The organism is Spirulina subsalsa FACHB-351 (assembly GCF_026130165.1).
Lineage (GTDB): Bacteria > Cyanobacteriota > Cyanobacteriia > Cyanobacteriales > Spirulinaceae > Spirulina_A > Spirulina_A subsalsa_A.
This window is the reverse complement of record NZ_JAIHOM010000038.1, coordinates 1-21,431: the sequence shown is the minus strand read 5'-3', so window position 1 is coordinate 21,431 and position 21,431 is coordinate 1. Positions and strand designations below refer to the sequence as shown.

Genomic DNA, 21,431 nt, shown 5'->3' with positions numbered 1-21,431 from the left:
GCCCCTACTATAAGATATCCCTTAGAGATTTCGGTCTGATGTTCTAAGACCATATACTTACTTAAATGTTTGCTACTGTCAGGCGGTGAATTGTTAGGTTTCACACCCCCCTCACCCCATCTACAGATAGCATTCTTTTTGGTATTTCGTATCAGCTCGTGTTTCTATTTCTCCTGCCAAATTAGTGGAGTCACTGAATGATTGTAACTCGGCTTTTAGGATTGAAACGCCTCCGTTCAACACTGATTATCCCTTTTGTTCTACAACTGACTGCTGCTATTGGATTAGTCAGTTATATCTATTTCCAGAGTTCCCAGAAGGTTGTTCATGATCTCTCAAGCCAACTGAGAAATGAGTTAACAGCCCGCATTGAAGGAGAATTACAAAGTTATTTTACCAGCCCCCATAACATTAATCAACTGAATGCAGCCGCTTTTATAGAAGGTGATTTAGATTTTCAACAAGCGAAAAATGTCCATCAAATGCTGCAACAGTTTCAGTTTACCCCCTTTTTGTTTAGTATTTATTGCGGGACAGAACAGGGGGAATTTTTAGGCGTTGGCACAAAGGAGCCAGGAGGACAAGTTTATCTCCAAACCTTAAGCTCTCAAACCAATTACCGCTTTCATTATTATAATCTGGATAGCCAGGGCAACCGTCTAAGTTTTGTTGCAGATGATGGTCCCTACGATCCACGACAACGACCTTGGTATAAAGCCGCACTGAAAGCTCAAAAACCAACTTGGAGCGAAATTTATTTAGATTTTGGCACTCTTTTACCCACTATTACAGCAGTCCGTCCAGTTTATGATAGTCAGGGAAATTCCCTAGGAGTTTGTGCAACAGATGTTTCAACTCCGACCGAGTTTCGTCATTTTTTAGCGAACTTACACATTGGGAAAACGGGTCAAGCGTTTGTTATCGATCAAGATGGTCAAATTATTTCGAGTTCCACCGATGAACCTTTAACGGTAGGACAGGGAGACAAAGCCCATCTTATTTTAGCGGTTGAAAGTCACGACCCTTTAATTCGGGATACAGCCCGTTTTATTCAGGAAAAATTTGGTCATTTTTCTCAAATTCAACGCTCACAAGACCTGAATTTTCGTTCTAATAATCAACAGTATTTTGTGCAAATTTTACCCTTTCAAGATCCCTATGGTTTAGATTGGCTTATTGTGGTAACAATTCCCGAAGCCGATTTTATGGCTCAAATTTATGCGGATCACTACTATGCTTTAACCTTGATGGTCATTGCTCTCGGACTGGCGATCGCCCTAGGAATCTTAACCGCTCAACGTATTACCCGGCCGATTCTTCGCCTCACAGCAGCTTCTCAGGCGATCGCCAGTGGTCAACTTGAACAACATATTCCTCCCAGTTCTATTGTTGAACTTAACATTCTTGACCAATCCTTTAATACAATGGCTGCCCAACTTAATGACACCTTTAATCAAGTGAAGTTGCGAGAGAAAGAACGGGAAGATTTAATTATTGCCTATAGTCGTTTTATCCCTCAAGATCACCTGAGTTTGTTAAATCGTGAGAGTATCACTAATATTCATTTAGGGGATCATGTTGAACGGGAAATGTCTGTGTTGTTCTCTGATATTCGTGACTTTACTCGTCTTTCAGAACAAATGACTCCAGAAGATAATTTTCAGTTCATTAATGACTATTTATCTTGGATGAATCCAGCAATTTTGGAAAATAATGGGTTTATTGATAAATACATTGGCGATGGAATTATGGCGTTATTTGCCCACAGTCCAGATGATGCCGTTAAAGCCGGAATTGGACTATTAGAACGATTAGTCCAGTACAATCAAAGACGAGTCACCTAAGGCAAACCTGCCATTGACATTGGAATTGGCATCAATACTGGAATCTTAATGTTAGGAACAGTGGGTAGTGCAAACCGTATGGAAAATACCGTGATTAGTGATGCGGTGAATTTAGCCTCTCGGATTGAGCAATTAACCAAAATATATGGTGTTCCTTTATTAATCAGTGACTCAACTTTTAAGCAATTAAATACTGGACTCGATTATATTCGAGAAATTGACCATGTTAAAGTTAAGGGTAAATCTCAAGGGGTTACGATTTATGAAGTTTTTGCGGCTGATCCCTTACCCATTCGGGAGAAAAAGCAGCAGACTTTGACCCTTTTTGAACAAGCAATTGAACAGTATCGGCTGTTGTGCTTTGATGTAGCAGAACCGTTATTTAGTCAATGTCTGACCTTGAATCCTTTTGATAAAGTAGCTAAGGTTTACTTGAATCGTTGTCAAGAAGAGTATTATCATTTTAAGGTTAGTCTTTTAGAAGAAAGTTTTGTTATCTTAAAGCAAAATTCAGACAAATTTACTACGATTTTTTATAGTTATCTCTTTGAAAAAGCCCCAGAAACTAAAGCAATGTTTGCCCATACAGATATGACAAAACGTAAGGATTCAGGTAGGGGGGTTGACAAATCAGGAAAAATGGCTAAGGTAACACAATGAAGCCTATCAAGATTCCCCCAGCCGTCGAACGAGAGCAACTGAGACAAGCATCATCAGAGGTGCTGGTGGAACTGGTGTTGCAGCAACAAGACATTATTGAGCAATTGGTCTTGGAAATAGAGCGACTCAAGAACAACGCCAAAAGTGATAGCCAGAGTTCATCGAAACCGCCATCCAGCGACATCCACAAACGCTCAGAACGTCAACCTCGAGAAAAAGAGCAACCCACCCAAGGCAAGCGCCAACCGGGAGGGCAACCGGGGCATCCAGGAAAAACCCGTAAAGGATTTGGGAGAATAGACCGCTACGAAGTGGTGTGACCGCAAATATGTGGACACTGTGGAAGCCAAGAGTTGGAAAAAGTGCCGCGACAAATCCGCCGCCATGAGGTGGCCGAGTTAATCCAACCAGCCATTGAAGTAGTGGAGTATGAGCAACAATGTTGCAGTTGTAGCCGATGTGGACAGCCAACATGGGGGGAGTTGCCGCCGGAAGTGCTGGGAAGTCAAAGCCTAGGAGCAGGGCTGCAATCGCTGTTGGTGTGGTTAGGGAACTACGCTCACATGAGCTATGAAAAGCAGCAGGAATTGTTAGAGGAACTCGGACAGATCACCGTGGGGGTGGGGACATTACAAGCGACCAATGAAAGGGCATCCCAAAGCGTTGAACAGACAGTGGAGAAACTGGGAGACTGGGTGAAACAGCAAGGCTATGCCCAAGTGGATGAAACGCCATGGTTAGTCAAGGGAGTGAAAGAGTGGATGTGGGTGGTGTGCGGGGTGGGTTTTTGCCTATTCCACGCCGCCGATACTCGTTCCAGGGCGGAATTAGAAACCCTATTAGGTCGCAGCTTTGAGGGTACACTCGTCTCCGATGACTTCAGTGTGTACAACGGTTATGAGGTAAAAGCCCAGCAAAAATGCTTGGCTCATCTGAGGCGGCACTTCAAGAAAGTTGGCAAGCTCAAGCAGAATAATCCAGAGTTGGCGAAGGAATTTCTGGATTTGATTGACACAGCCTTTGAGAAGCACCGTCAGTGGCGCGAAACGGAGGATGGGGCGGCCTATCATGAATGGGCGGCGGAATTTATCTCTCAAGTGCAGAGGGCAGTCGAACTGTGGCTTCCCCTCGCCGGCCATGACGCGGGCTTATTGTTGCGCTCTCTGAGAGATAAGACCGAGCAGTGGTGGTATTTCCTGTCCCATCCAGAAATTCCCCCGGATAATAATCGTGCAGAACGCTCGTTACGCTTGGCTGTAACGAAGCGTAAGGTTTCTGGTGGCTCCCGTTCGATGGCAGGTTTTGCCCAGACGGCTAGGTTACTGAGTGTAATTCAGACTTGTCGGACTCAAGGGCGTTCGGTGTTGAGTTTCCTCAAACAAGCTTTAATGGCGACGGCTTCTCCTGAGCGGGTCTCTATGCCTTCTCTCATTCCTGAATCTGGTACCTGAATCCTTACAACAAAACTCGAATTCAAATAGCCAAATTGCATAATAAAATCGCAGACACCCGTAAAGACTTCCTGCATAAACTATCTACTAAGGTTGTTCGTGAAAATCAAACTATTATCTTAGAAGATTTGAATGTATCGGGAATGATTAAAAACCGCAAACTTTCACGGGTAATAAGTCAACAAGGCTGGAGAGAGTTTAGAGCGTTATGTGAAGCTAAATCACAGAAGTACAGCCGTGAGTTTGTTGTGATTAACCCATGGGAACCAACAAGTCAGGTCTGCTCTGAGTGCGGTTACAAATGGGGCAAGCTTGATTTAAAAATTCGGTCAGTTCAGTGTTTAAATTGTGGAACTGAACACGACCGAGATGAAAATGCAGCGAAAAATATAAACAAAGTCGGGATAGGGCATTGCCACGACTCTAAACGGACACGGATCGACCGTAAGACTACTTCGGTAGCAAGTTGAAATGATGTGTCAAGAATCCCCGCGCGTTCACGCCGGGGAGTATGTCAATCTCCGACCCAAGTTCCCTCCTGCTGATACAATAATGAGAGCAGTTTGTTGGCTTAAAAAGGTAGGGCATGGTAACGACGGACGGGAAAATCGCCATTTCTGAAGACAGCGCGTTTGATTTGGCTGGGTATCTGGCAGAGCAGAAAATCAGGGTAGAACAAGCGTTAGACCAGTTGCTGCCTATTACGGATCCGCCCACGATTTATAAGGCAATGCGCTACTCGCTGTTGGCGGGGGGAAAACGACTGCGGCCGACTTTGTGTTTGGCGACTTGCACGCTGTTGGGGGGAACGCAGGAGATGGCGATGCCGACGGCCTGCGCCATGGAAGTTATTCATACGATGTCTTTGATTCATGATGACTTGCCCGCGATGGATAATGATGACTATCGACGGGGAAAACTGACGAATCATAAGGTTTTCGGGGAGGATATGGCGATTTTGGCGGGGGATGCCCTGTTGGCCTATGCGTTTGAGTTGATGGCTAGCCAAACGGAAGGGGTACCGCCGGAACGGGTGTTAAAGGCGATCGCGCATTTAGCTCATGCGTCAGGGGCTGGGGGCTTGGTAGGCGGTCAGGTGGTGGATTTGGAGTCGGAAGGCAAGGCGGATATTACGGTGGATACTTTGACCTTTATCCATACCCACAAAACGGGGGCGTTGCTGGAGGCCTGTGTGATCTGTGGGGCGCTGATTGCTGGGGCTGGGGAGGGGGATTTACAACGCCTCTCGCGCTATGCCAAAAATATTGGGCTAGCGTTCCAGATTGTGGATGATATTCTCGACATTACCTCGACTCAAGAGGAGTTGGGCAAGACGGCTGGGAAGGATTTGGCGGCTCAAAAGGTGACCTATCCTAGTTTGTGGGGGATTGAGGAGTCACGGACCCAAGCCCAACGGTTAATTGATGAGGCGATCGCAGCCTTGGCCAATTATGACGCGAAAGCCGACCCTCTGCGGGCTTTAGCCCGGTTCTTTGTGGAGCGCAAAAACTAACGGAGAATTGGTGCAGGGTGTTATTTTTGAGCCATGTTTCTCAAACCGGACGACGAACGATAAAGAACCAACCATGCAGGATTTTGGCGAAATTTTGGGAAATCATGTTTTAATAGCGGCGATCGCAGCCTGTCTGATTGCCCAATGTCTCAAGGCGATTATTGGCTTGATTCAGGATGGCACCGTCAACTATCGGACGTTATTTAGCACCGGAGGAATGCCCAGCGCCCACTCGGCCTTAGTGGCGGCCTTGGCGACCGGGGTAGGGCAAAATCAAGGCTGGGCGAGTACCGATTTCGCGATCGCCTGTCTCTTCGCGGTGATTGTGATGTATGATGCCGCAGGAGTCCGTCAAGCGGTGGGGAAACAAGCGCGGATTCTCAATCAAATTATTGATGAGATGTTACAAGAAGATCAGGAAGTGAGCGAGGAACGGTTAAAAGAACTGTTAGGCCACACCCCTGTTCAGGTCCTGGCTGGACTCACCCTAGGGATTTGTATTGCTTTGGTGGTGGAAAGTTATTTTTAGCTAGAAACCGAGAAGCCCACACCAGACCCGTGCTTGGTTAGTGTGGGTTATTCACTAATTGACCCGTGGGGTTAAAACCACTACCTGACGGCTCTCAACAATGATGGCCGAAAAACTGCGATCGCGCAAACGTCGCAACAAAGCCTCAGCCTCCTCCGGGCTTTCGCTATAGCCCGCCAATAAATAGGGACGGGAGAAATAAGACACTAACCCCACATCCCTCTGAAGAAAGCGGCGCAACTGCTCTGCTAGTTCAGGACGGTTGCCATAGTCCACCAGCACCATATATCCCCCACCAGAAACCGAGTTCAGGGAGGGGGGAGGAGGCGCAAAACTCCCTGATGCCGGGGGAAAGGGGCTGGCTGGGCTTGTTGGGGTCGAATGCTGGGACCGGACAATCACGACATCCAGCCCCACCACCTCCTGCAAATACCGCCCCCACTGCTCACTGGTCGTCAGGTTTTGAAATCCTCCCAGACGAGTCATAATCTCCCCCCGATGCACACACACCGTTAAATTTTGAGTTGTTAAATTCTCAGCGCGGGGAACAGTCCGACGCAATAAATCCTGTTCACTCCAAGAGGGAGTCCGTGCCAAAATAATATAAGCTTCCGACTCAGGAGGACGACAGGGGGGATAACTTTGGGCGTTGGCGGAACGTCTCGTTCCCAGTATGACCTCTCCTGCCACGAATAAGCTCAACAGTTCTAAGCCAATCCACAATAACTTGATGTTTCGCCTCATAATCTTCCTCCGACAAACCCCATCCCGCTAGTGGAGTGGGGCTTTTGACTTCAAGATTCAAGATTTTAGCTTATTTTAGAAATTGCTGACCATTATGGCAGAAGTCTAAAATTTCAGTCAAAATGAAATAAGAGTCCTAACTTTTAATTGAGTTGCTCTTTTCTTAACTTGATGAAACTACCGGATCTAGGGAATGAATCCTTCTGCTTTCAAGATTTTATTAATTGAAGATAGCCAAACGGATGCTCTTTTTTTAAAAACATCCTTAAGTAATATAGCACCGAATGAGTTTTTAATCAACCATGTTACTGATCTAAAATCATCTTTTATTCTTTTACATCAAGATGCTTTTGATGCTATTATTTTAGATTTACTGTTGCCCCAAAATCAAGAACTACAAGCCCTCAAGAAAATTCAAAAAACTTTCCCTAATATTCCGGTTGTCGTTTTAACCGGAGTTAAAGATGATCAGTTAGCATTACAAGCTCTGCGGGAAGGCGCGCAGGATTATTTTGTCAAGGGAGAATATTTGGGGGAACGATTAGTGCGGGGAATTCGCTATGCGATTGAACGGGCGCAAATTTTGGAGACTGTGCGCCAACAAAGACGACGGGAACAATTGTTAGTTGAAATTGCTAGACGGATTCATGCTTCCTTAGAACTGTCGGTTATTTTAGAAACAACAGTCATAGAAATTCGGCATTTTCTAGGAGTAGATCAAGCGGCGATTTATAAATTTTCTCTGTCGGGCTACTCTCATTTTATTGCCGAATCCGTTGTTAGTAATGCTCCTTCTTTACTGCATCAATCCTTTAATAACTGTTATTTTTCTCCCCTTTTATTTTTACCGATTGAAGCGGATAGTAAAATAGCCCTGCATGATGTAAAACAGGTGGGATTAAATTTAGAGGATCTGAGAGATTTTGAACAGCATCAGATTCGAGCCGTGGTATTAGTTCCCATTGTTTTAGAACAGGAGTTGTGGGGTTTGCTCTCTGTTCATCAATGTTTCCAAGCCCGTCAGTGGCAAGAGTGGGAGATTGATTTGTTAAAGCAGGTGACTATTCAATTAGCCATTGCCATTCATCAAGCCCAACTCTACCAAAAGCTAGAACGTTTTAACGAAAAACTTCAGCGTTTAGTGGCCATTGATGGCTTAACCCAAATTGCCAATCGTCGTCAATTTGATTACTATTTACAACAACAATGGAAGCGTTCTAGACGGGAACAGTCGGCGATTTCTTTGATTATGTGTGATGTAGACCATTTCAAACTTTACAATGATTGTTATGGGCATCAACAGGGAGATGATTGTTTATGTCGTGTGGCTAAAGTGATGGAGAGTAGCGTACAGCGTCCGAGTGATTTAGTGGCACGCTATGGGGGGGAAGAATTTGCGATTATTTTGCCCAATACTAATTTACAGGGAGCCTTACGAGTGGCTCATGGGATTCAACAAGCGGTGCGCAATTTAGAAATTCCCCATTTGTTATCTTCGGTGAGTCGTTGGGTAACAATGAGTTTAGGGGTAGCAACTTTATATCCTTGTGGCAATGCCCTGCCTGAACAGTTAATTCAAAGTGCTGATGAGGCCATGTATCAAGCGAAAGAGTTAGGACGTAATTGTATTGCGATCGCTCAATCTTGTCCTGTTCAAGTCACTGAACAGTAATCAGCCATCAATTCTCTGGATTTAACTTCCAATAAAATAGAGTCCGCATCGCTCTTAGGAGGCTTATCTAGCACGGACTCTGTGAGGGAATCAGATCAGTTGGGGTATGGGATCAAATCAAAAGGGAAGGATTCAAGCGTTCAAGGGATCAATCTGAAAGACAAGTACGGGCGAACTACACCCCATGTATAGGAACACCTCACGGCAAACAATCACCGTCTTGTCTTTTGATCAGTTCTTTGAGTTGTACACTCACTTCTCCCGATTGCAGTTTCACTGTAGCAGCAAAAAATAAGGAAAATATGAGGACTGAGCCAGAAGGGGAAAATTTTCTAGTTCACACCGAAACATCCCAGCCTAAAAAATCGGCAACGCGATCGCACAACGTCAAGGGATTAAACGGTTTCGTGATTACCCCAGCAATCCCCATCTGTGCGAACTTCTCCCGATCCTCCGGCAAGGCTTTCGCCGTTAACAGAATAACAGGTGTTTGGCTACGACTGTCGTTTTGTTGCAATTGATCGAAAAATTGAAAGCCATCTAAATCTGGCATGGAAATGTCTAGGAGAATAGCATCAAAGGAATCCGTATCCAGCCGTTGTAATCCTTCTTGACTGGATTGGACTGTAATTGTGTTCCAGCCTCCTAAGTCTTCTAAACAGGCTTTTACGACTTCGAGAATACGTTCTTCATCATCAATCACTAATAGGGTTTTATTGCTCATTGATTACTTTTACGGAAATGCTACATCACTTAGGGTTAGTTTTCACGGACTGGAGAGAACAGGCAATCACATTACCTGATTTATACAGGAGTTGACAATGTGGAAATTTCGGAGAGAGACAAGTTCAGAGACGAGAAGAGATAGGTTGGGATCAACCTATCATGATTAACTCTCCTTAGTCGATTCAATGGGGTTGAGCTAGAAATTCGCCAAAAACTCACTTAACCAAAAATCAACTTAAAATGTGACGGAGTTTTTCCACTGCCACTGTATCTAACGTGACTTTTAACTCTAACTGTTCTGTGGGATCTTGAAATAAAATCACAGTATTTGCTCCCAACTTTGCCCCGGCGATATTGGGTTTAGTTAAGGTGATGGTATTGTACTGAATTGTGGGAGCAGAAACCCGAATCACTAATTGCTGTTGTGCTTGAGAATAAATGTAGAGTTCCTGACGACCCGGATGAAATTCTAGCTTACGCAGGGTAATACTATGTTCAAATTCTTCCTCTTGTTTAGACCAATATAAAGTAATCCCACCAACGCGAGTATTGGTGAGGGTGACAGTCTCATCAAAGCGTTGGGGCGACCAATCTAAATCCTGAACGGACTCAGAAGAAGAAAGCAAACGTTGAGCAAAGATCATCTCTTGTCCGGCTAAACTTTCCCACCACTGTTTAACCTGAAGAAAGACTTCTGAATTGTGGATATCTGTGCTGTTATGTTCCCAAATAATGAAGTTAGACATGATCGAGAAGTGAAGGAGAAAGGAGTTAAGAAAACACAATAGGGGGAGCAGGCGGGAGGGGAGGAATCAGTCGGGCTATGAGCCGTTAGCACTCAAACGCTGTTAATACTCAAACATTGACATCAACAGCATCCCTCCCTACATTATACGAGATTACTTGAGATGGGGGAACTTATGGGCGATCGCACCGCAACACATTCTAAGGCCATTCTATGCGGCTATTACGGCAAAGGCAACGGAGGCGATGAAGCCCTACTCGCCACCCTCTTACAAATGTTACCCCCCACCGTGCAGCCCATTGTGATGTCGGGCAATCCCCAAGACACCTTTAAACGATATCAGGTTCAAACCTGCGATCGCACCTCCGCCTTTAGAATCCTAGACTGCCTACAGCAATCCGATTACTTCATCTGGGGGGGAGGCAGCTTAATGCAGGATGTCACCAGTTTAGCCAGCCCCATCTATTATGGGGGTTTAATGGCGCTCGCCCAGCAACGAGGCCTCAAAACCATCGCCTGGGCCCAAGGCATCGGCCCCCTCAAGCGTCCCTTTACCCAATGGCTGACCCGGCAAGTCTTACAAGGCTGTCATGCCATCAGCGTAAGGGATGCCGCCTCGGCCCAACTCCTCAGCCAGTGGGGGATCAATGCCGCCCTTGCTCCCGATCCCGTTTGGGCCTTAGAGGCCACCGCCCCCCCCGTCTCCCTAGATTCCCCCATTATTGCCGTTAATTTGCGTCCTCACCCCACCTTGACCCAAAAACGTCTACAACACCTCTCCCAAGCCTTAGCGCGCCTGCAAGCTACCACAGAGAGCCTGATCCTATTCGTCCCCTTCCAAAAAAGCCAAGACTTGCCCTTAGCCGAGGCGATCGCCCCCCAACTCCCCGGAAAGCATCAAATCCTCACCCTAGAAGATCCCCGGCAACTTAAAGGACTCTTCAACCAAGTACAATTCACCATCGGAATGCGACTCCATACCCTCATCATGGCCGCCGCCCAATCCTCCCCCTGTTTCGCCCTCAGCTATGATCCTAAAGTCACCCAACTTATGCACAGCTTAAATCTCCCCGGCTGGGAATTAAGCCAACTCCCCGACAATCCCGACACCCTCTATGAAACATGGCTCACCCATTATCACGCCAAAACCCCCCTAAGTCCTAACAAAATTCAAGCCCTCCGTGATGCCGCTTGCCTTCATCAACAACTACTCTGGCAAGTCATCAATTAATGTCCCGTAATGTCCCGGCGATCGCGAAACCCAACCCCTCACCAGAAAATTGAAAACGATGCCCCATCCAGAAACCCAGTTTCTTTCATGAAAGCCCTATTAAATCATCTCCAGACTTCCCAATTGGTGCGCTATCTACTCATCTTTGTCCTTGGTTGGGCCATTGTCGAACTCTTAGCCTACTTTGAACACGTTATTATCATCTTCACCTTCGCCGCCATCCTCGCCTTTTTACTCAACTATCCCGTTCAATTTCTTAAAAGAATTCTCCCCCATACCCTGGCCGTCGGCCTTGTTTTTGGGCTAACTTTAGCCCTTTTTGTCGGTTTAACTATTCCCCTAGGGATTACAATCCTAGCCCAAGCCGAACAACTTTTAAGTCAATCTCCCGAATGGTTAGAATCCCTCAGTGAAGTCCTAGATGAATTACAAAATCTACTCGCAAACTGGAACATCAGAGCCAACGTCAGCGCCATTGAAGACCAACTACAAGACCAAATTGTAGCAGGTTTAGGCATGGGACTATCCACCATTCAAAGCTTCCTCTATAACCTCGTTAACCTCATTTTCATCGCCGTTGTTGCTTTTTTTATGCTCCTCGATGGTTTGCCCATTTGGGAATTCATCTTAAAACAGTTTCCCCCCTATTTACGAGAACCGATTAACACCGCCATCCAAGACAACTTTTTAGGCTTTTTTTGGGGCAGACTCCTACTCTCCATTTTCTTTGGTATTTCCTGTTTAATTGTCTTTGCCTTATTAAAAGTCCCCTACAGTCTCATTTTAGCTGTCATTGCCGGAGTATTTGACCTCATCCCCGGCATTGGGGCAACCCTTGGCATTAGTCTTGTCACTCTCATTTTACTTCCCCAAGGAATTTGGCTCGGCGTAAAAGTTTTAATCACCTGTGTTGTCTTACAACAAGTCGAAGAAAACTTACTCATGCCTCACATTATGAAAGACTCCATCAACTTAAACCCCGTTATTATGTTTTTTGCCCTACTCGTTGGGGCGAGAATTGCGGGATTATTAGGAGTCTTTTTAGCCATTCCCGTGGCTGGTGTCATTATTAGTTTAAGTCAAGTCGAAACCCCTAAGACAGACGAATAAGTTTATAGCGTGCTTTAAACTCCGCCTGTTGTCGTTTATGGTCTACAATAGGCGCAGGATAACCACAAGCTTCTCGTTCTGACTTGGGGATTTTTCCCGTTACTAAATATTCACTATCCACTGAACTTAATTCTCTCACCCATTGGCGAATATATTCCCCTTCAGGGTCAAATTTTTGAGCTTGACTAGCTGGATTAAAAATGCGTAATGGTTTCGGATCCATCCCACTCGAAGCGCTCCACTGCCACCCCCCATTATTCGCGGCTAAATCCCCATCAACCAGGGTTTGCATAAAGTATTTTTCACCCCAACGCCAATCAATGATTAAATCTTTGGTTAAAAAACTGGCCACAATCATCCGACAACGATTGTGCATCCATCCGGTTTCATTTAATTGACGCATGGCAGCATCTACAATGGGATAACCTGTTTTGCCCTCACACCAGGCTTGAAAATGGTCTTCATTATTATCCCAAGGGAAATCTTGAAAGGCCTCTCGATAGGGGCCTTCTGCCAATTCTGGGAAAAAATATAAAGCGTGTTGATAAAATTCCCGCCAAGCAAGTTCTTGTTGCCAAGTTTGGATATTATTGCGCGCTTCATCACTGCGCACTGTGCTATAAAGTTCTGCCGCTTGTTGCCAGATTTGGCGAATTCCTAACACACCAAATTTTAAGGCTGGACTTAATAAAGATGTGCCATCAAGGGCGGGAAAATTTCGTTGTTCGTCATAGAATACTAGCGCCTGATCACAAAATTGTGCGAGTCTTTCCTCTGCGGCATTCCTGCCGGGATTGAGTAAAAAACCATTTTCCCAAGAATAGCCTAAAGCTTGGGCAGTCGGTAAAGAAATCGCCCCCAATTTTTGGATAATTTGCTGTTCTGAGTCGGTTAAGGGGGTTAAAGGTTGAATCAGACCAACGGGGTCAAGTTTGGGCTGTTTGAGCCAGTTTTTCCAAAAGGGTGTATAGACTTTATAGGGTTCTCCGGTTTTGGTTTGAATGTCGCCGGGAGGGTGTAAAAGTTGATCCCAAACGGTAAAAACGTTAATCCCCAGTTGCTCTAATTGGGTTTTAATTTCCTCATCTCGTTTTCTGGCATAGGGTTCTACGTCTTCTGTCCAAAAAACAGCTTCACTGTTTAATGTTTGGGCGAGTTTGGGTAAAAGTTCTTGGGGTTTTACGGAGAAAAAGTATAAATCACTGCCCTGTTTTTGATACTGTTGTTGTAGGTCGGCTAAACAACCGATGAGGTAGGCAACACGGGCGGGGGCAATATCATCTCGTTGTAATATATTAGGGTCGAAGCAAAATAAACTGATCATTTTGCATCGGTGGGTTTGGCTATATTGTTGGGCGCGATTGAGTCCTAAATGATCGGTTAAACGCAAATCGCGCCGATGCCAGAATAAAATCGTTTTGCTCATGATGGCTTGTTCCTGTTGGGGCTTCCCGCTTCTATTTTTTTAGCAAAGAAAACTATACACCGTTCTCCTCTGTGGAAAAACGGTGTAGGAAGATGAGGGAATGGGCGTTAACTCCTCCGCCCACAAGGGCATGGGGAATTCACGGCAAATTTGTTAAAGCATACTACGCAGCATCCAGGCGGCCTTTTCGTGAATGCTCATCCGTTCCACTAATAAATCAACGGTTGATTCGTCATTGGCTTTTTCTGCGTTGGGGAAAGCGGCTCTCGCTGTGCGCACGACGGCTTCATTGGCTTCCACAAGGAGGCGAATCATGTCGGTGGCTTCGGGAACGCCCCGTGTTTCTGCAATGGAACTCAGTTCGGCATATTCACTATAACTCCCGGGTGCAGGATAACCCAAGGTGCGAATCCGTTCGGCGATCGCATCTACAGCCAGCGCTAGTTCGGTGTATTGCGTCTCAAATAAGGTATGCAGGGATTGAAACATTGGCCCGGTAACGTTCCAGTGGAAGTTATGGGTTTTCAAGTACAAGGTGTAGGTGTCGGCTAATAAGCGGGATAAGCCTTCCACAATACTCTTGCGATCGCCTTCTGAGATACCGATATTCACTGGGGCTTCCATACATTCAATCTCCGTTTCGACTTCTTAATCATACTCGTTATGACTTTGATTTGTCAAGTAGTGGGTCGGGCATCCGGTTTAGCTAACTGCCGGGAGGATGTCACAGGGCAATTCCTCGGCCATTGGCTCGAAATTCTTCTACCGTTTGTTCGGAATATTCATGAGAGGTCAGCGCTTGTAACATGGCGAGGGGTAGGGTGAGATGGTGGGCCCCCGCTTGAATCGCTCCGGCTGCTTCGGCGGAAGATTTTAAACTAGCGGCTAAAATTTGGGTGGGGGTATGTTGTAAAACCTGTGCCATTTCGTAGACTAAGGCAATGCCATCTCCGAGTAAACGACTAGCCCGATTGACGTAGGCGATCGCATATTTTGCCCCCGCTTCTGCCGCAACAACCGCCTGTGCTGCACTATAAATAGCCGTAATGGAACAGGCAATTTGTCCCGAAAGATGCGCCGCGACAGTAAAACCCAAAGGAGTAGCCGGAATCTTTAACACCAACTTTTCCCCCACCACTTCCCGCGCTTGAGCCGCTTCCTGCACCATTCCCTCAAAGTCCACCGAGGTGAGTTGATAATATAACTCTCCCGGACAAATCGCCGTCAACTTTTCCAGCGTCGTGAGAGGGGGGAGAGGACTTTTCGCCAAGAGAGTGGGATTCGTCGTAATCCCCTTCACCCACCCCCACTGAATCACCTGTTGAGCTTCTTCAATCTGTGCCGAATCTAGATAAAGTACCATAATCCCAACTTAGAAAATCCCGCACAATCTCCAGAGGAGACTGTCGGGAGGATGTCACCGATTATACAACTCGGTCAACGTTCCCAGTCGCTCGGCCAGAGCATCACTCAGTTGAGCCGAACTTTCATAACGCCAGCGCCAATTCCCTGCATTCACACTAGGATCATTCATCCGGCCTCGATTATCCAAACCCAAGAGATCCTGTAGAGGAATAATCGCCTGATTGGCCACCGAACTTAAGGCTAAACGAATTAAGCCCCAATGCACCTCGGGAATCTCCTCCGGGCTATCATAGCCCAGATATTTCGCCACATTTTGCCGTTCCGTCTCCTCGGCCTTCGCCCACCAGCCCAAGGTTGTATCATTATCATGGGTTCCCGTATAGACCAAACAGTTCCGGGGGAAATTATGGGGTAAATAGGGATGATCTGCCCCTCCCCCAAAGGCAAAGAGCAAAATTTTCATACCGGGGAAATCGAAGCGATCGCGCAACTCCTCCACCTCTGGAGTAATAATCCCCAAATCCTCCGCCAACACAGGCAAACTCCCCAACTGTTGCCCCAGCGTCTCAAAAAACTCTCCCCCCGGACAAGGAATCCACTCCCCCTTAATCGCATTAGTTTCCTTCCCTGGCACCTGCCAATAGGCCTCAAAACCGCGAAAATGATCAATCCGCACTACATCCACATACTGCAACGTCGCCCGAAACCGTTCAATCCACCAAGCAAAACCCGTCTCTTGTAACTTGTCCCAATCATAAACCGGATTGCCCCACAACTGCCCCGTCGCGCTGAAATAATCCGGCGGGACCCCCGCCCGATATAACGGTTCTAAAGTCTGAGCATCTAACTTGAAAATCTCCGGATGGGACCACACCTCCGCGCTATTTTCACAGACATAAATCGACACATCGCCAATAATTTGAATCCCCTTTTCATTAGCATATTTTCTTAACTTTGTCCACTGTTCAAAGAAAATATACTGCACAAACTTATGGTACAAAATCCGATCCGCTAATTCCTCCCTTTTTTCCTTTAACCTCACCGGATCTCGCCGGGCTAAACCCCCTTCCCACTCCTGCCACATTTTATCCGGCTGTTGTTCATGAATCGCCATAAACAAGACATAATCATCCAACCACCAAGCTTGATCTCGACAAAACTGTTCAAAAACGGGATCAGGGGTTGTTTTTAACTGCTGCTTAAACACCTCATAGGCTTGTGCAAGATAGGGACTTTTATGGGCAATTACTCGATCATAATTCACCCGATCCACCTCAATATCATCTCCCGTTAAAGGGTTTAAATCTTCCCCATTCAGCAATCCTTGCGCAGCCAATTGTTCCAAGCTAATTAATAAAGGATTGCCCCCAAAAGCACTAAAATTCATCGTATAGGGAGAATGTTCATAACCCGTCGGCCCTAGGGGTAAAATCTGCCAGAGTTTTTGTCCACTTTTAACCAAAAAATCCACAAACTCATAGGCAGACTGTCCTAAGTCCCCAATGCCAAAACGACTGGGTAGGGAGGTTGGGTGTAAGAGAATTCCACTGGCGCGTTCAAAAGGCATAATCAAACCTGTAATTGATCAATCTATTGTTTAGTATAGCCCTCGTTTAGACCCGAGGGCAAAACCTACTTATCAACCTGATAGCCAAACTCAGATAAATGAAGCCGAGACTGTCGCCATTTGGGTTGAACCTTGACAAAGATTTCTAAATATACTTTGCCCGAGATTAACTTTTGAATTTGCTCCCGAGCCGCCGTACCAATAGCCTTTAACATACTGCCCCCTTTGCCAATTAAAATCCCTTTTTGAGATTTTCGTTCCACATTAATCGCGGCATAAACGCGGGTAATTTTGGGGGCTTCCTCGACCTTCTCAATAGTCACAGCGACCGAGTGAGGGACTTCTTGGCGGGTGAGATATAACACCTGTTCCCGGATTAATTCACCCATAATAAAACGTTCCGGTTGATCTGTGACTAAATCCGGGGGATAGTAATAGGGACCCGTGGGTAATTGGTCAATTAAAAGGGATTGTAAATGGTCTAGATTTTGTCCCGTGAGGGCCGAAAATTTGCAGAATTTCCAGCGTTGATGAACGTCAAGATGGCGATAACTTTCATCTAAGGCCTCGGCTTCGGGGGGTTGTTGATCAGATTTGTTCAGGCCTAAAATGACGGGAGCGGGGATATTGTGGAGTAATTCGGCAATGTAGCGATCGCCTCCTCCCGCCTCTACGGTACTATCCACCACTAACAGCACCACATCCACCGATTCAATCGCCAGGCGTGCATTCTGAACCAAAATTTTTCCTAACTCATGGTGAGGTTTATGAATCCCCGGAGTGTCCACAAAAATGATCTGAGTTTCCGGAGTAGACAGAATCCCCCGCAGACGATTGCGCGTCGTTTGGGACACCGGAGAAGTAATGGCAATTTTTTGTCCCACTAATTCATTCATTAACGTAGACTTCCCGACATTGGGTCGTCCGATAATCCCCACAAACCCCGATTTAAAACCCGGAGGTGCTGTCGGAATAATCGGCTGTTCGTCATAAGGTAGTTGGTTTTCCATATCTTGACAAAATCCCTAAGATAGTTCCTCTATTTTCGCACGCTCCTTGATAAATCCACGAACTACCAGAGGTCAAAATTCGGGGTAAAATCAGGAATGCTCAACCTTTACAGGATTTAGATAAGCACCCATGCAACCCAAATTAATTATTCACGGCGGCGCAAGTTCTCTTGATGATAAAGGGGGATTAAACAGCGTTCGTCAGTCGCTACACCAGATTGTTCAAACCACCTATGATCTGTTATTACAGGGGGGGAGTGCTGTGGATGCGGTAGTGTTGGGCTGTAAGCAACTCGAAGATGAACCCCGGTTTAATGCTGGGACTGGCTCCGTATTACAGTCTGATGGTCAAGTGCGCATGAGTGCCTCCTTGATGGATGGTACAGCCCAGCGTTTTAGTGGAGTGATTAATGTCTCGCGGACCAAGAATCCCATTGAGTTAGCGCAATTTTTACAAAATGAGTCAGACCGGGTGTTATCGGATTATGGGGCCGCGGAGTTATTGCGAGAGTTAAACACCCCCATTTATAACCCTTTAACCGACTCCCGCTTAAAAGAATGGGTAGAAGAACGAAAAAACGATTTCTCCCGGGATATGGCGCGTTTAATCGCCGATGAGGAAGCTGGACGGGGGACTATTGGAGTCGTGGCTTTAGACCAAGAGGGACGCATTGCGGCGGGGACTTCGACCGGGGGGAAAGGGTTTGAACGCATTGGTCGGGTGAGTGATTCAGCCATGCCTGCGGGGAATTATGCCACCTCGATGGCGGGAGTCAGTTGTACAGGGATTGGGGAGGATATCATTAACGAGTGTTTAGCGGCGAGAATCGTCATTCGGGTGACAGATGGGTTGCCATTAGGGGAAGCCATGGAGCGTTCAATGGCTGAGTCACGGGAGAATCAACGGGATTTAGGGGTGATTGCTTTGGATCATACAGGTGCGATCGCTTGGGGAAAAACCTGTGATATCATCCTCGCCGCCTACCACAATGGAACCACCATTGGCGACACCCTAGAATGGCACGGCCTAGGCGAAGAGTTAAGCGGTTCCTGTTAAACCCTAGAAAAGGAATCACCCAATCCCTTCAATAAAGCATTAGGTTCTGTTGAAGTTCTCCCCCGCTCACCCTACGGGTATAACGGGCGGTTCCTGCTGACTTTAGGTTGGTTGATAGAGTCCCAATTGAACAATCTATTTGAGTCTCAGCGTCCCCCCTGAAGTCAGCTTTAAAGTTTATTGCTATTATAAAAACCTTCCCACTGTGCAATACGCTGACTGTTGAAAAAACTTTCTAAAAACTCTTTATCCTCCTCAGGAACTTTTGAAAGTCCTGATGGTTTACGAAGTTTTAGAAGCCCAGGAGCAACTGTCTTATAATCAAGCCTCCACCAGTCTGCGAGTTTTCTGAGATGTTCTTCGGGTTGATCCAAAAACTCTTCGAAGTGAATGACCCGATAATTGTCTTTAGGTATTGTACTGAATTGACGCTCTATGTAAATAAAATTGCTTTCTGCGATCTTTGCTTGCAGGTAGATATTGTCAGTGAATTTTCTGCGAATAGCACTGTAAGTGGCTGAAATTGGATTGCGATAGAGGATTAAATACTGAACTTCAACACAATCCTGAATATCTTCCATCAGTGCGGAAAACTCTATAATGTCTGGACGGCGGAGAGTTGCTCTCGGTTGTTCGTATGGAAATGAACTATTTTCAAACAGATGAATCACATTCTGTTGTTTATATTCTTCAAAGGCACTTCGTAGTGCTTTTTTCAGATTTGTATTCTTTGAAAGGCCAAATAGCTTCTTATCGTTTTTAAGTCTTAGTTCACAATCCCAATGTTCAGCCAGAATCTTGTGCCACTTACCTTCAAAAACTGAATCACTTTGATTTATGTGGTTAGACAGTACTGCACGAATCATGTGATGACCCGTTCCTTCAACCCCAACTACGAAATGAAATTTCAATGACATATTTTCTCCTATATGTGAAGTTCTCCCCGACCCTAACCAGATCAGCTTTTATTCGCAATTTTAGCACAAAAAGTCACAGGAAGAACGTATGAACTATCTTTTCCCTAAGCTGAATGGAAGATGGCAGACCAACACAGTACAAAATGAGGATGTCCTCTCTTATCCCTCCGGGTGCTAAAACGCAGCGATGCACCCAGAGAAGTTAAAACTTCCCTTGCAAATGACCAAAACCGGACATTTTAGCCCCATAATAACCACTTGCCGTATTGTGGAGAATCGTCATGGGGAAACTAGCCCTACTCAGCGTCAGTGACAAAACCGGAATCGTCGAGTTAGCCCGTCAACTGGTGGAAAACTTCGACTTTGAACTCATCAGTAGTGGTGGCACGGCAAAAGTCCTACAAGAAGCTGGGATTCCGGTCAAAAAAGTGAGTGATTATACAGGTTCACCGGAAATTCTCGGCGGACGGGTGAAAACCCTACACCCACGCATACATGGGGGAATCTTAGCTCGTCGGGATTTAGAAGCAGATTTGACCGACTTAGCCAATAATGACATCCGTCCTCTAGATTTAGTGGTTGTCAATCTCTACCCCTTTGAACAAACCATTGCTAAACCCGATGTCACCGTAGCGGATGCCATTGAAAATATTGATATCGGCGGCCCGACGCTCCTCCGTGCGGCCTCGAAGAATTACGCCCATTTAACCGTACTCTGTAATCCGACCCGCTATGAGGACTATTTAACCGAATTGCGCAACGGTGGGGGCAATGTTTCCCTCGAATTCCGCCAAGGGAGGGCAATGGAAGGGTTTATGATGACGGCGGCTTATGACCGGGCGATTTCGGCTTATTTTGCCCAAATTACGGGCAGTCCGACACCGTTTACCCTGTCAGGGACTCCCATTCAAACCCTACGCTATGGCGAAAACCCCCATCAACCCGCAAGTTGGTATAAAACCAGTGAGGAAGGCTGGACTGGGGCAATTAAGTTACAGGGTAAGGAACTGAGTTATAACAATTTGGTGGATTTAGAAGCCGCTAGGCGGATTATTCGCGAGTTTACTGGGGAACCGGCGGCGGCGGTGTTAAAACATACTAATCCCTGCGGGGTGGCGATGGGGGCTACTTTAGCGGAAGCCTACGAAAAGGCGTTTAATGCTGATTCTACCTCAGCGTTTGGGGGGATTGTAGCGTTAAATCAAGCTATTGATGGGGCAACGGCGCAGGCTATGACGAAAACCTTTTTAGAATGTATTGTGGCCCCAGATTGTACGCCGGAAGCTAAGGAAATTCTCGCTAAAAAGTCTAAGTTACGGGTGTTGGTGTTGCCAGATTTGATGACGGGGACGGCAACGACGGTTAAGGTCATTGCGGGGGGCTTTTTAGTTCAGGATACCGATGACCGGGTGGATTTGCCCGATGAGTGGCAACTGGTGACGGAGAAGAAACCCACGGAGGCAGAATTAGCTGAAATGCTGTTTGCTTGGAAGGTGGCGAAGCACGTTAAATCCAATGCCATTGTGATTACTCGCGATCGCGTAACCTTGGGCGTGGGGGCAGGTCAAATGAACCGGGTAGGGGCGGCGAAAATCGCTCTAGAACAAGCCGGAGAGGCCGCTCAAGGCGCTTGTTTAGCCAGTGATGGCTTTTTCCCCTTTGATGACTCGGTGCGGTCTGCGGCGGCGGCTGGGATTAAAACGATTATTCAGCCGGGGGGATCGATTCGGGATCAAGATTCTATCGCGGCGGCTAATGAGTTAGGGCTAGTGATGGTCTTGACGGGAATTCGTCATTTCCTCCACTAAACAGGGCTTGCTGAATAACTCGGGGAGTCGGGAGTCGGGGAGCAGGGGAGCAGGGG

The 21,431-nt window shown here is 46.3% G+C and carries 18 protein-coding genes and 2 pseudogenes; 11 read left to right on the top strand and 9 right to left on the bottom strand.

What is annotated here, in order from left to right:
- Positions 1 to 197: 197 nt before the first annotated feature.
- From K4A83_RS09550 to K4A83_RS09530, 6 genes and pseudogenes are all read left to right on the top strand, one after another.
- Positions 198 to 1,844, top strand: a complete 1,647-nt coding sequence (locus tag K4A83_RS09550; RefSeq protein WP_407809980.1) for a cache domain-containing protein — start codon at positions 198 to 200, stop codon at positions 1,842 to 1,844.
- Positions 1,845 to 1,856: 12 nt separating this feature from the next.
- The gene (locus K4A83_RS23140) at positions 1,857 to 2,504 is read left to right on the top strand and encodes an adenylate/guanylate cyclase domain-containing protein (protein ID WP_407809981.1); all 648 of its coding nucleotides are present in this window, start codon (positions 1,857 to 1,859) and stop codon (positions 2,502 to 2,504) included.
- Positions 2,501 to 3,955 (top strand): annotated as a pseudogene (gene tnpC, locus K4A83_RS09545) (IS66 family transposase). The gene K4A83_RS23140 and the pseudogene tnpC overlap by 4 nt, the downstream one beginning before the upstream one ends.
- An 8-nt stretch (positions 3,956 to 3,963) precedes the next feature.
- A pseudogene (locus tag K4A83_RS09540) lies at positions 3,964 to 4,425 on the top strand (RNA-guided endonuclease InsQ/TnpB family protein); the annotation flags it as partial.
- Between the two features lie 116 nt (positions 4,426 to 4,541).
- Positions 4,542 to 5,468, top strand: coding sequence for a geranylgeranyl diphosphate synthase CrtE (crtE, locus tag K4A83_RS09535; RefSeq protein ID WP_265264274.1), 927 nt, complete (start codon positions 4,542 to 4,544; stop codon positions 5,466 to 5,468).
- 73 nt (positions 5,469 to 5,541) lie between these two features.
- A complete protein-coding gene (locus K4A83_RS09530) occupies positions 5,542 to 5,997 on the top strand; it encodes a divergent PAP2 family protein (RefSeq protein WP_265264273.1) in 456 nt (151 codons plus the stop codon).
- Between the two features lie 54 nt (positions 5,998 to 6,051).
- Here K4A83_RS09530 and K4A83_RS09525 read toward each other — a convergent pair whose 3' ends face one another.
- Positions 6,052 to 6,741: a hypothetical protein gene (locus K4A83_RS09525; RefSeq protein WP_265264272.1), complete on the bottom strand. Its 690-nt coding sequence runs from the start codon at positions 6,739 to 6,741 to the stop codon at positions 6,052 to 6,054.
- A gap of 193 nt (positions 6,742 to 6,934) precedes the next feature.
- Between K4A83_RS09525 and K4A83_RS09520 the strand changes: the two genes are divergently transcribed.
- Complete coding sequence (locus K4A83_RS09520) at positions 6,935 to 8,413, top strand: diguanylate cyclase domain-containing protein (protein ID WP_265264271.1); 1,479 nt, start codon at positions 6,935 to 6,937, stop codon at positions 8,411 to 8,413.
- Between the two features lie 337 nt (positions 8,414 to 8,750).
- Here K4A83_RS09520 and K4A83_RS09515 read toward each other — a convergent pair whose 3' ends face one another.
- Together K4A83_RS09515 and K4A83_RS09510 are read right to left on the bottom strand one after the other, a co-directional pair.
- The gene (locus K4A83_RS09515; RefSeq protein ID WP_265264270.1) at positions 8,751 to 9,137 is read right to left on the bottom strand and encodes a response regulator; all 387 of its coding nucleotides are present in this window, start codon (positions 9,135 to 9,137) and stop codon (positions 8,751 to 8,753) included.
- 232 nt (positions 9,138 to 9,369) lie between these two features.
- Entirely contained in the window at positions 9,370 to 9,885 is a 516-nt protein-coding gene (locus tag K4A83_RS09510; RefSeq protein WP_265264269.1) for a hypothetical protein, read from the bottom strand.
- 162 nt (positions 9,886 to 10,047) lie between these two features.
- Here K4A83_RS09510 and csaB point away from each other — a divergent pair, with 162 nt between their 5' ends.
- Both csaB and K4A83_RS09500 read left to right on the top strand, forming a co-directional pair.
- Complete coding sequence (csaB, locus tag K4A83_RS09505; RefSeq protein ID WP_265264268.1) at positions 10,048 to 11,115, top strand: polysaccharide pyruvyl transferase CsaB; 1,068 nt, start codon at positions 10,048 to 10,050, stop codon at positions 11,113 to 11,115.
- Between the two features lie 87 nt (positions 11,116 to 11,202).
- On the top strand, positions 11,203 to 12,225 hold the full coding sequence (locus K4A83_RS09500; protein ID WP_265264266.1) for an AI-2E family transporter: 1,023 nt from the start codon (positions 11,203 to 11,205) through the stop codon (positions 12,223 to 12,225).
- On the opposite strand, the gene K4A83_RS09495 is transcribed toward K4A83_RS09500, so the two are convergent.
- From K4A83_RS09495 to era, 5 genes are all read right to left on the bottom strand, one after another.
- Positions 12,209 to 13,651, bottom strand: a complete 1,443-nt coding sequence (locus K4A83_RS09495; RefSeq protein ID WP_265264265.1) for an FAD-binding domain-containing protein — start codon at positions 13,649 to 13,651, stop codon at positions 12,209 to 12,211. The two genes, K4A83_RS09500 and K4A83_RS09495, sit on opposite strands and share 17 nt — an antisense overlap.
- Before the next feature lie 153 nt (positions 13,652 to 13,804).
- On the bottom strand, positions 13,805 to 14,275 hold the full coding sequence (locus K4A83_RS09490) for a Dps family protein (RefSeq protein ID WP_265264264.1): 471 nt from the start codon (positions 14,273 to 14,275) through the stop codon (positions 13,805 to 13,807).
- Positions 14,276 to 14,375: 100 nt separating this feature from the next.
- The gene (locus K4A83_RS09485) at positions 14,376 to 15,014 is read right to left on the bottom strand and encodes a transaldolase family protein (protein ID WP_265264263.1); all 639 of its coding nucleotides are present in this window, start codon (positions 15,012 to 15,014) and stop codon (positions 14,376 to 14,378) included.
- A gap of 54 nt (positions 15,015 to 15,068) precedes the next feature.
- The gene (malQ, locus tag K4A83_RS09480; RefSeq protein ID WP_265264262.1) at positions 15,069 to 16,583 is read right to left on the bottom strand and encodes a 4-alpha-glucanotransferase; all 1,515 of its coding nucleotides are present in this window, start codon (positions 16,581 to 16,583) and stop codon (positions 15,069 to 15,071) included.
- Positions 16,584 to 16,648: 65 nt separating this feature from the next.
- On the bottom strand, positions 16,649 to 17,593 hold the full coding sequence (era, locus tag K4A83_RS09475; protein ID WP_265264261.1) for a GTPase Era: 945 nt from the start codon (positions 17,591 to 17,593) through the stop codon (positions 16,649 to 16,651).
- A gap of 130 nt (positions 17,594 to 17,723) precedes the next feature.
- Between era and K4A83_RS09470 the strand changes: the two genes are divergently transcribed.
- Complete coding sequence (locus tag K4A83_RS09470) at positions 17,724 to 18,650, top strand: isoaspartyl peptidase/L-asparaginase (protein WP_265264260.1); 927 nt, start codon at positions 17,724 to 17,726, stop codon at positions 18,648 to 18,650.
- A gap of 170 nt (positions 18,651 to 18,820) precedes the next feature.
- Here the strand turns inward: K4A83_RS09470 and K4A83_RS09465 are convergent, their stop codons facing one another.
- Positions 18,821 to 19,567, bottom strand: a complete 747-nt coding sequence (locus K4A83_RS09465; RefSeq protein WP_265264259.1) for a hypothetical protein — start codon at positions 19,565 to 19,567, stop codon at positions 18,821 to 18,823.
- Positions 19,568 to 19,848: 281 nt separating this feature from the next.
- Between K4A83_RS09465 and purH the strand changes: the two genes are divergently transcribed.
- Positions 19,849 to 21,375: a bifunctional phosphoribosylaminoimidazolecarboxamide formyltransferase/IMP cyclohydrolase gene (gene purH / locus K4A83_RS09460; protein ID WP_265264258.1), complete on the top strand. Its 1,527-nt coding sequence runs from the start codon at positions 19,849 to 19,851 to the stop codon at positions 21,373 to 21,375.
- The last annotated feature ends 56 nt before the right edge of the window (positions 21,376 to 21,431 follow it).

Coding starts and splice junctions, on each gene's coding strand:
- K4A83_RS09550 (WP_407809980.1), top strand. CDS start 198: ATGATTGTAACTCGGCTTTTAGGATTGAAACGCCTCCGTTCAACACTG.
- crtE (WP_265264274.1), top strand. CDS start 4,542: ATGGTAACGACGGACGGGAAAATCGCCATTTCTGAAGACAGCGCGTTT.
- K4A83_RS09530 (WP_265264273.1), top strand. CDS start 5,542: ATGCAGGATTTTGGCGAAATTTTGGGAAATCATGTTTTAATAGCGGCG.
- K4A83_RS09525 (WP_265264272.1), bottom strand. CDS start 6,741: ATGAGGCGAAACATCAAGTTATTGTGGATTGGCTTAGAACTGTTGAGC.
- K4A83_RS09520 (WP_265264271.1), top strand. CDS start 6,935: ATGAATCCTTCTGCTTTCAAGATTTTATTAATTGAAGATAGCCAAACG.
- K4A83_RS09515 (WP_265264270.1), bottom strand. CDS start 9,137: ATGAGCAATAAAACCCTATTAGTGATTGATGATGAAGAACGTATTCTC.
- K4A83_RS09510 (WP_265264269.1), bottom strand. CDS start 9,885: ATGTCTAACTTCATTATTTGGGAACATAACAGCACAGATATCCACAAT.
- csaB (WP_265264268.1), top strand. CDS start 10,048: ATGGGGGAACTTATGGGCGATCGCACCGCAACACATTCTAAGGCCATT.
- K4A83_RS09500 (WP_265264266.1), top strand. CDS start 11,203: ATGAAAGCCCTATTAAATCATCTCCAGACTTCCCAATTGGTGCGCTAT.
- K4A83_RS09495 (WP_265264265.1), bottom strand. CDS start 13,651: ATGAGCAAAACGATTTTATTCTGGCATCGGCGCGATTTGCGTTTAACC.
- K4A83_RS09490 (WP_265264264.1), bottom strand. CDS start 14,275: ATGGAAGCCCCAGTGAATATCGGTATCTCAGAAGGCGATCGCAAGAGT.
- K4A83_RS09485 (WP_265264263.1), bottom strand. CDS start 15,014: ATGGTACTTTATCTAGATTCGGCACAGATTGAAGAAGCTCAACAGGTG.
- malQ (WP_265264262.1), bottom strand. CDS start 16,583: ATGCCTTTTGAACGCGCCAGTGGAATTCTCTTACACCCAACCTCCCTA.
- era (WP_265264261.1), bottom strand. CDS start 17,593: ATGGAAAACCAACTACCTTATGACGAACAGCCGATTATTCCGACAGCA.
- K4A83_RS09470 (WP_265264260.1), top strand. CDS start 17,724: ATGCAACCCAAATTAATTATTCACGGCGGCGCAAGTTCTCTTGATGAT.
- K4A83_RS09465 (WP_265264259.1), bottom strand. CDS start 19,567: ATGTCATTGAAATTTCATTTCGTAGTTGGGGTTGAAGGAACGGGTCAT.
- purH (WP_265264258.1), top strand. CDS start 19,849: ATGGGGAAACTAGCCCTACTCAGCGTCAGTGACAAAACCGGAATCGTC.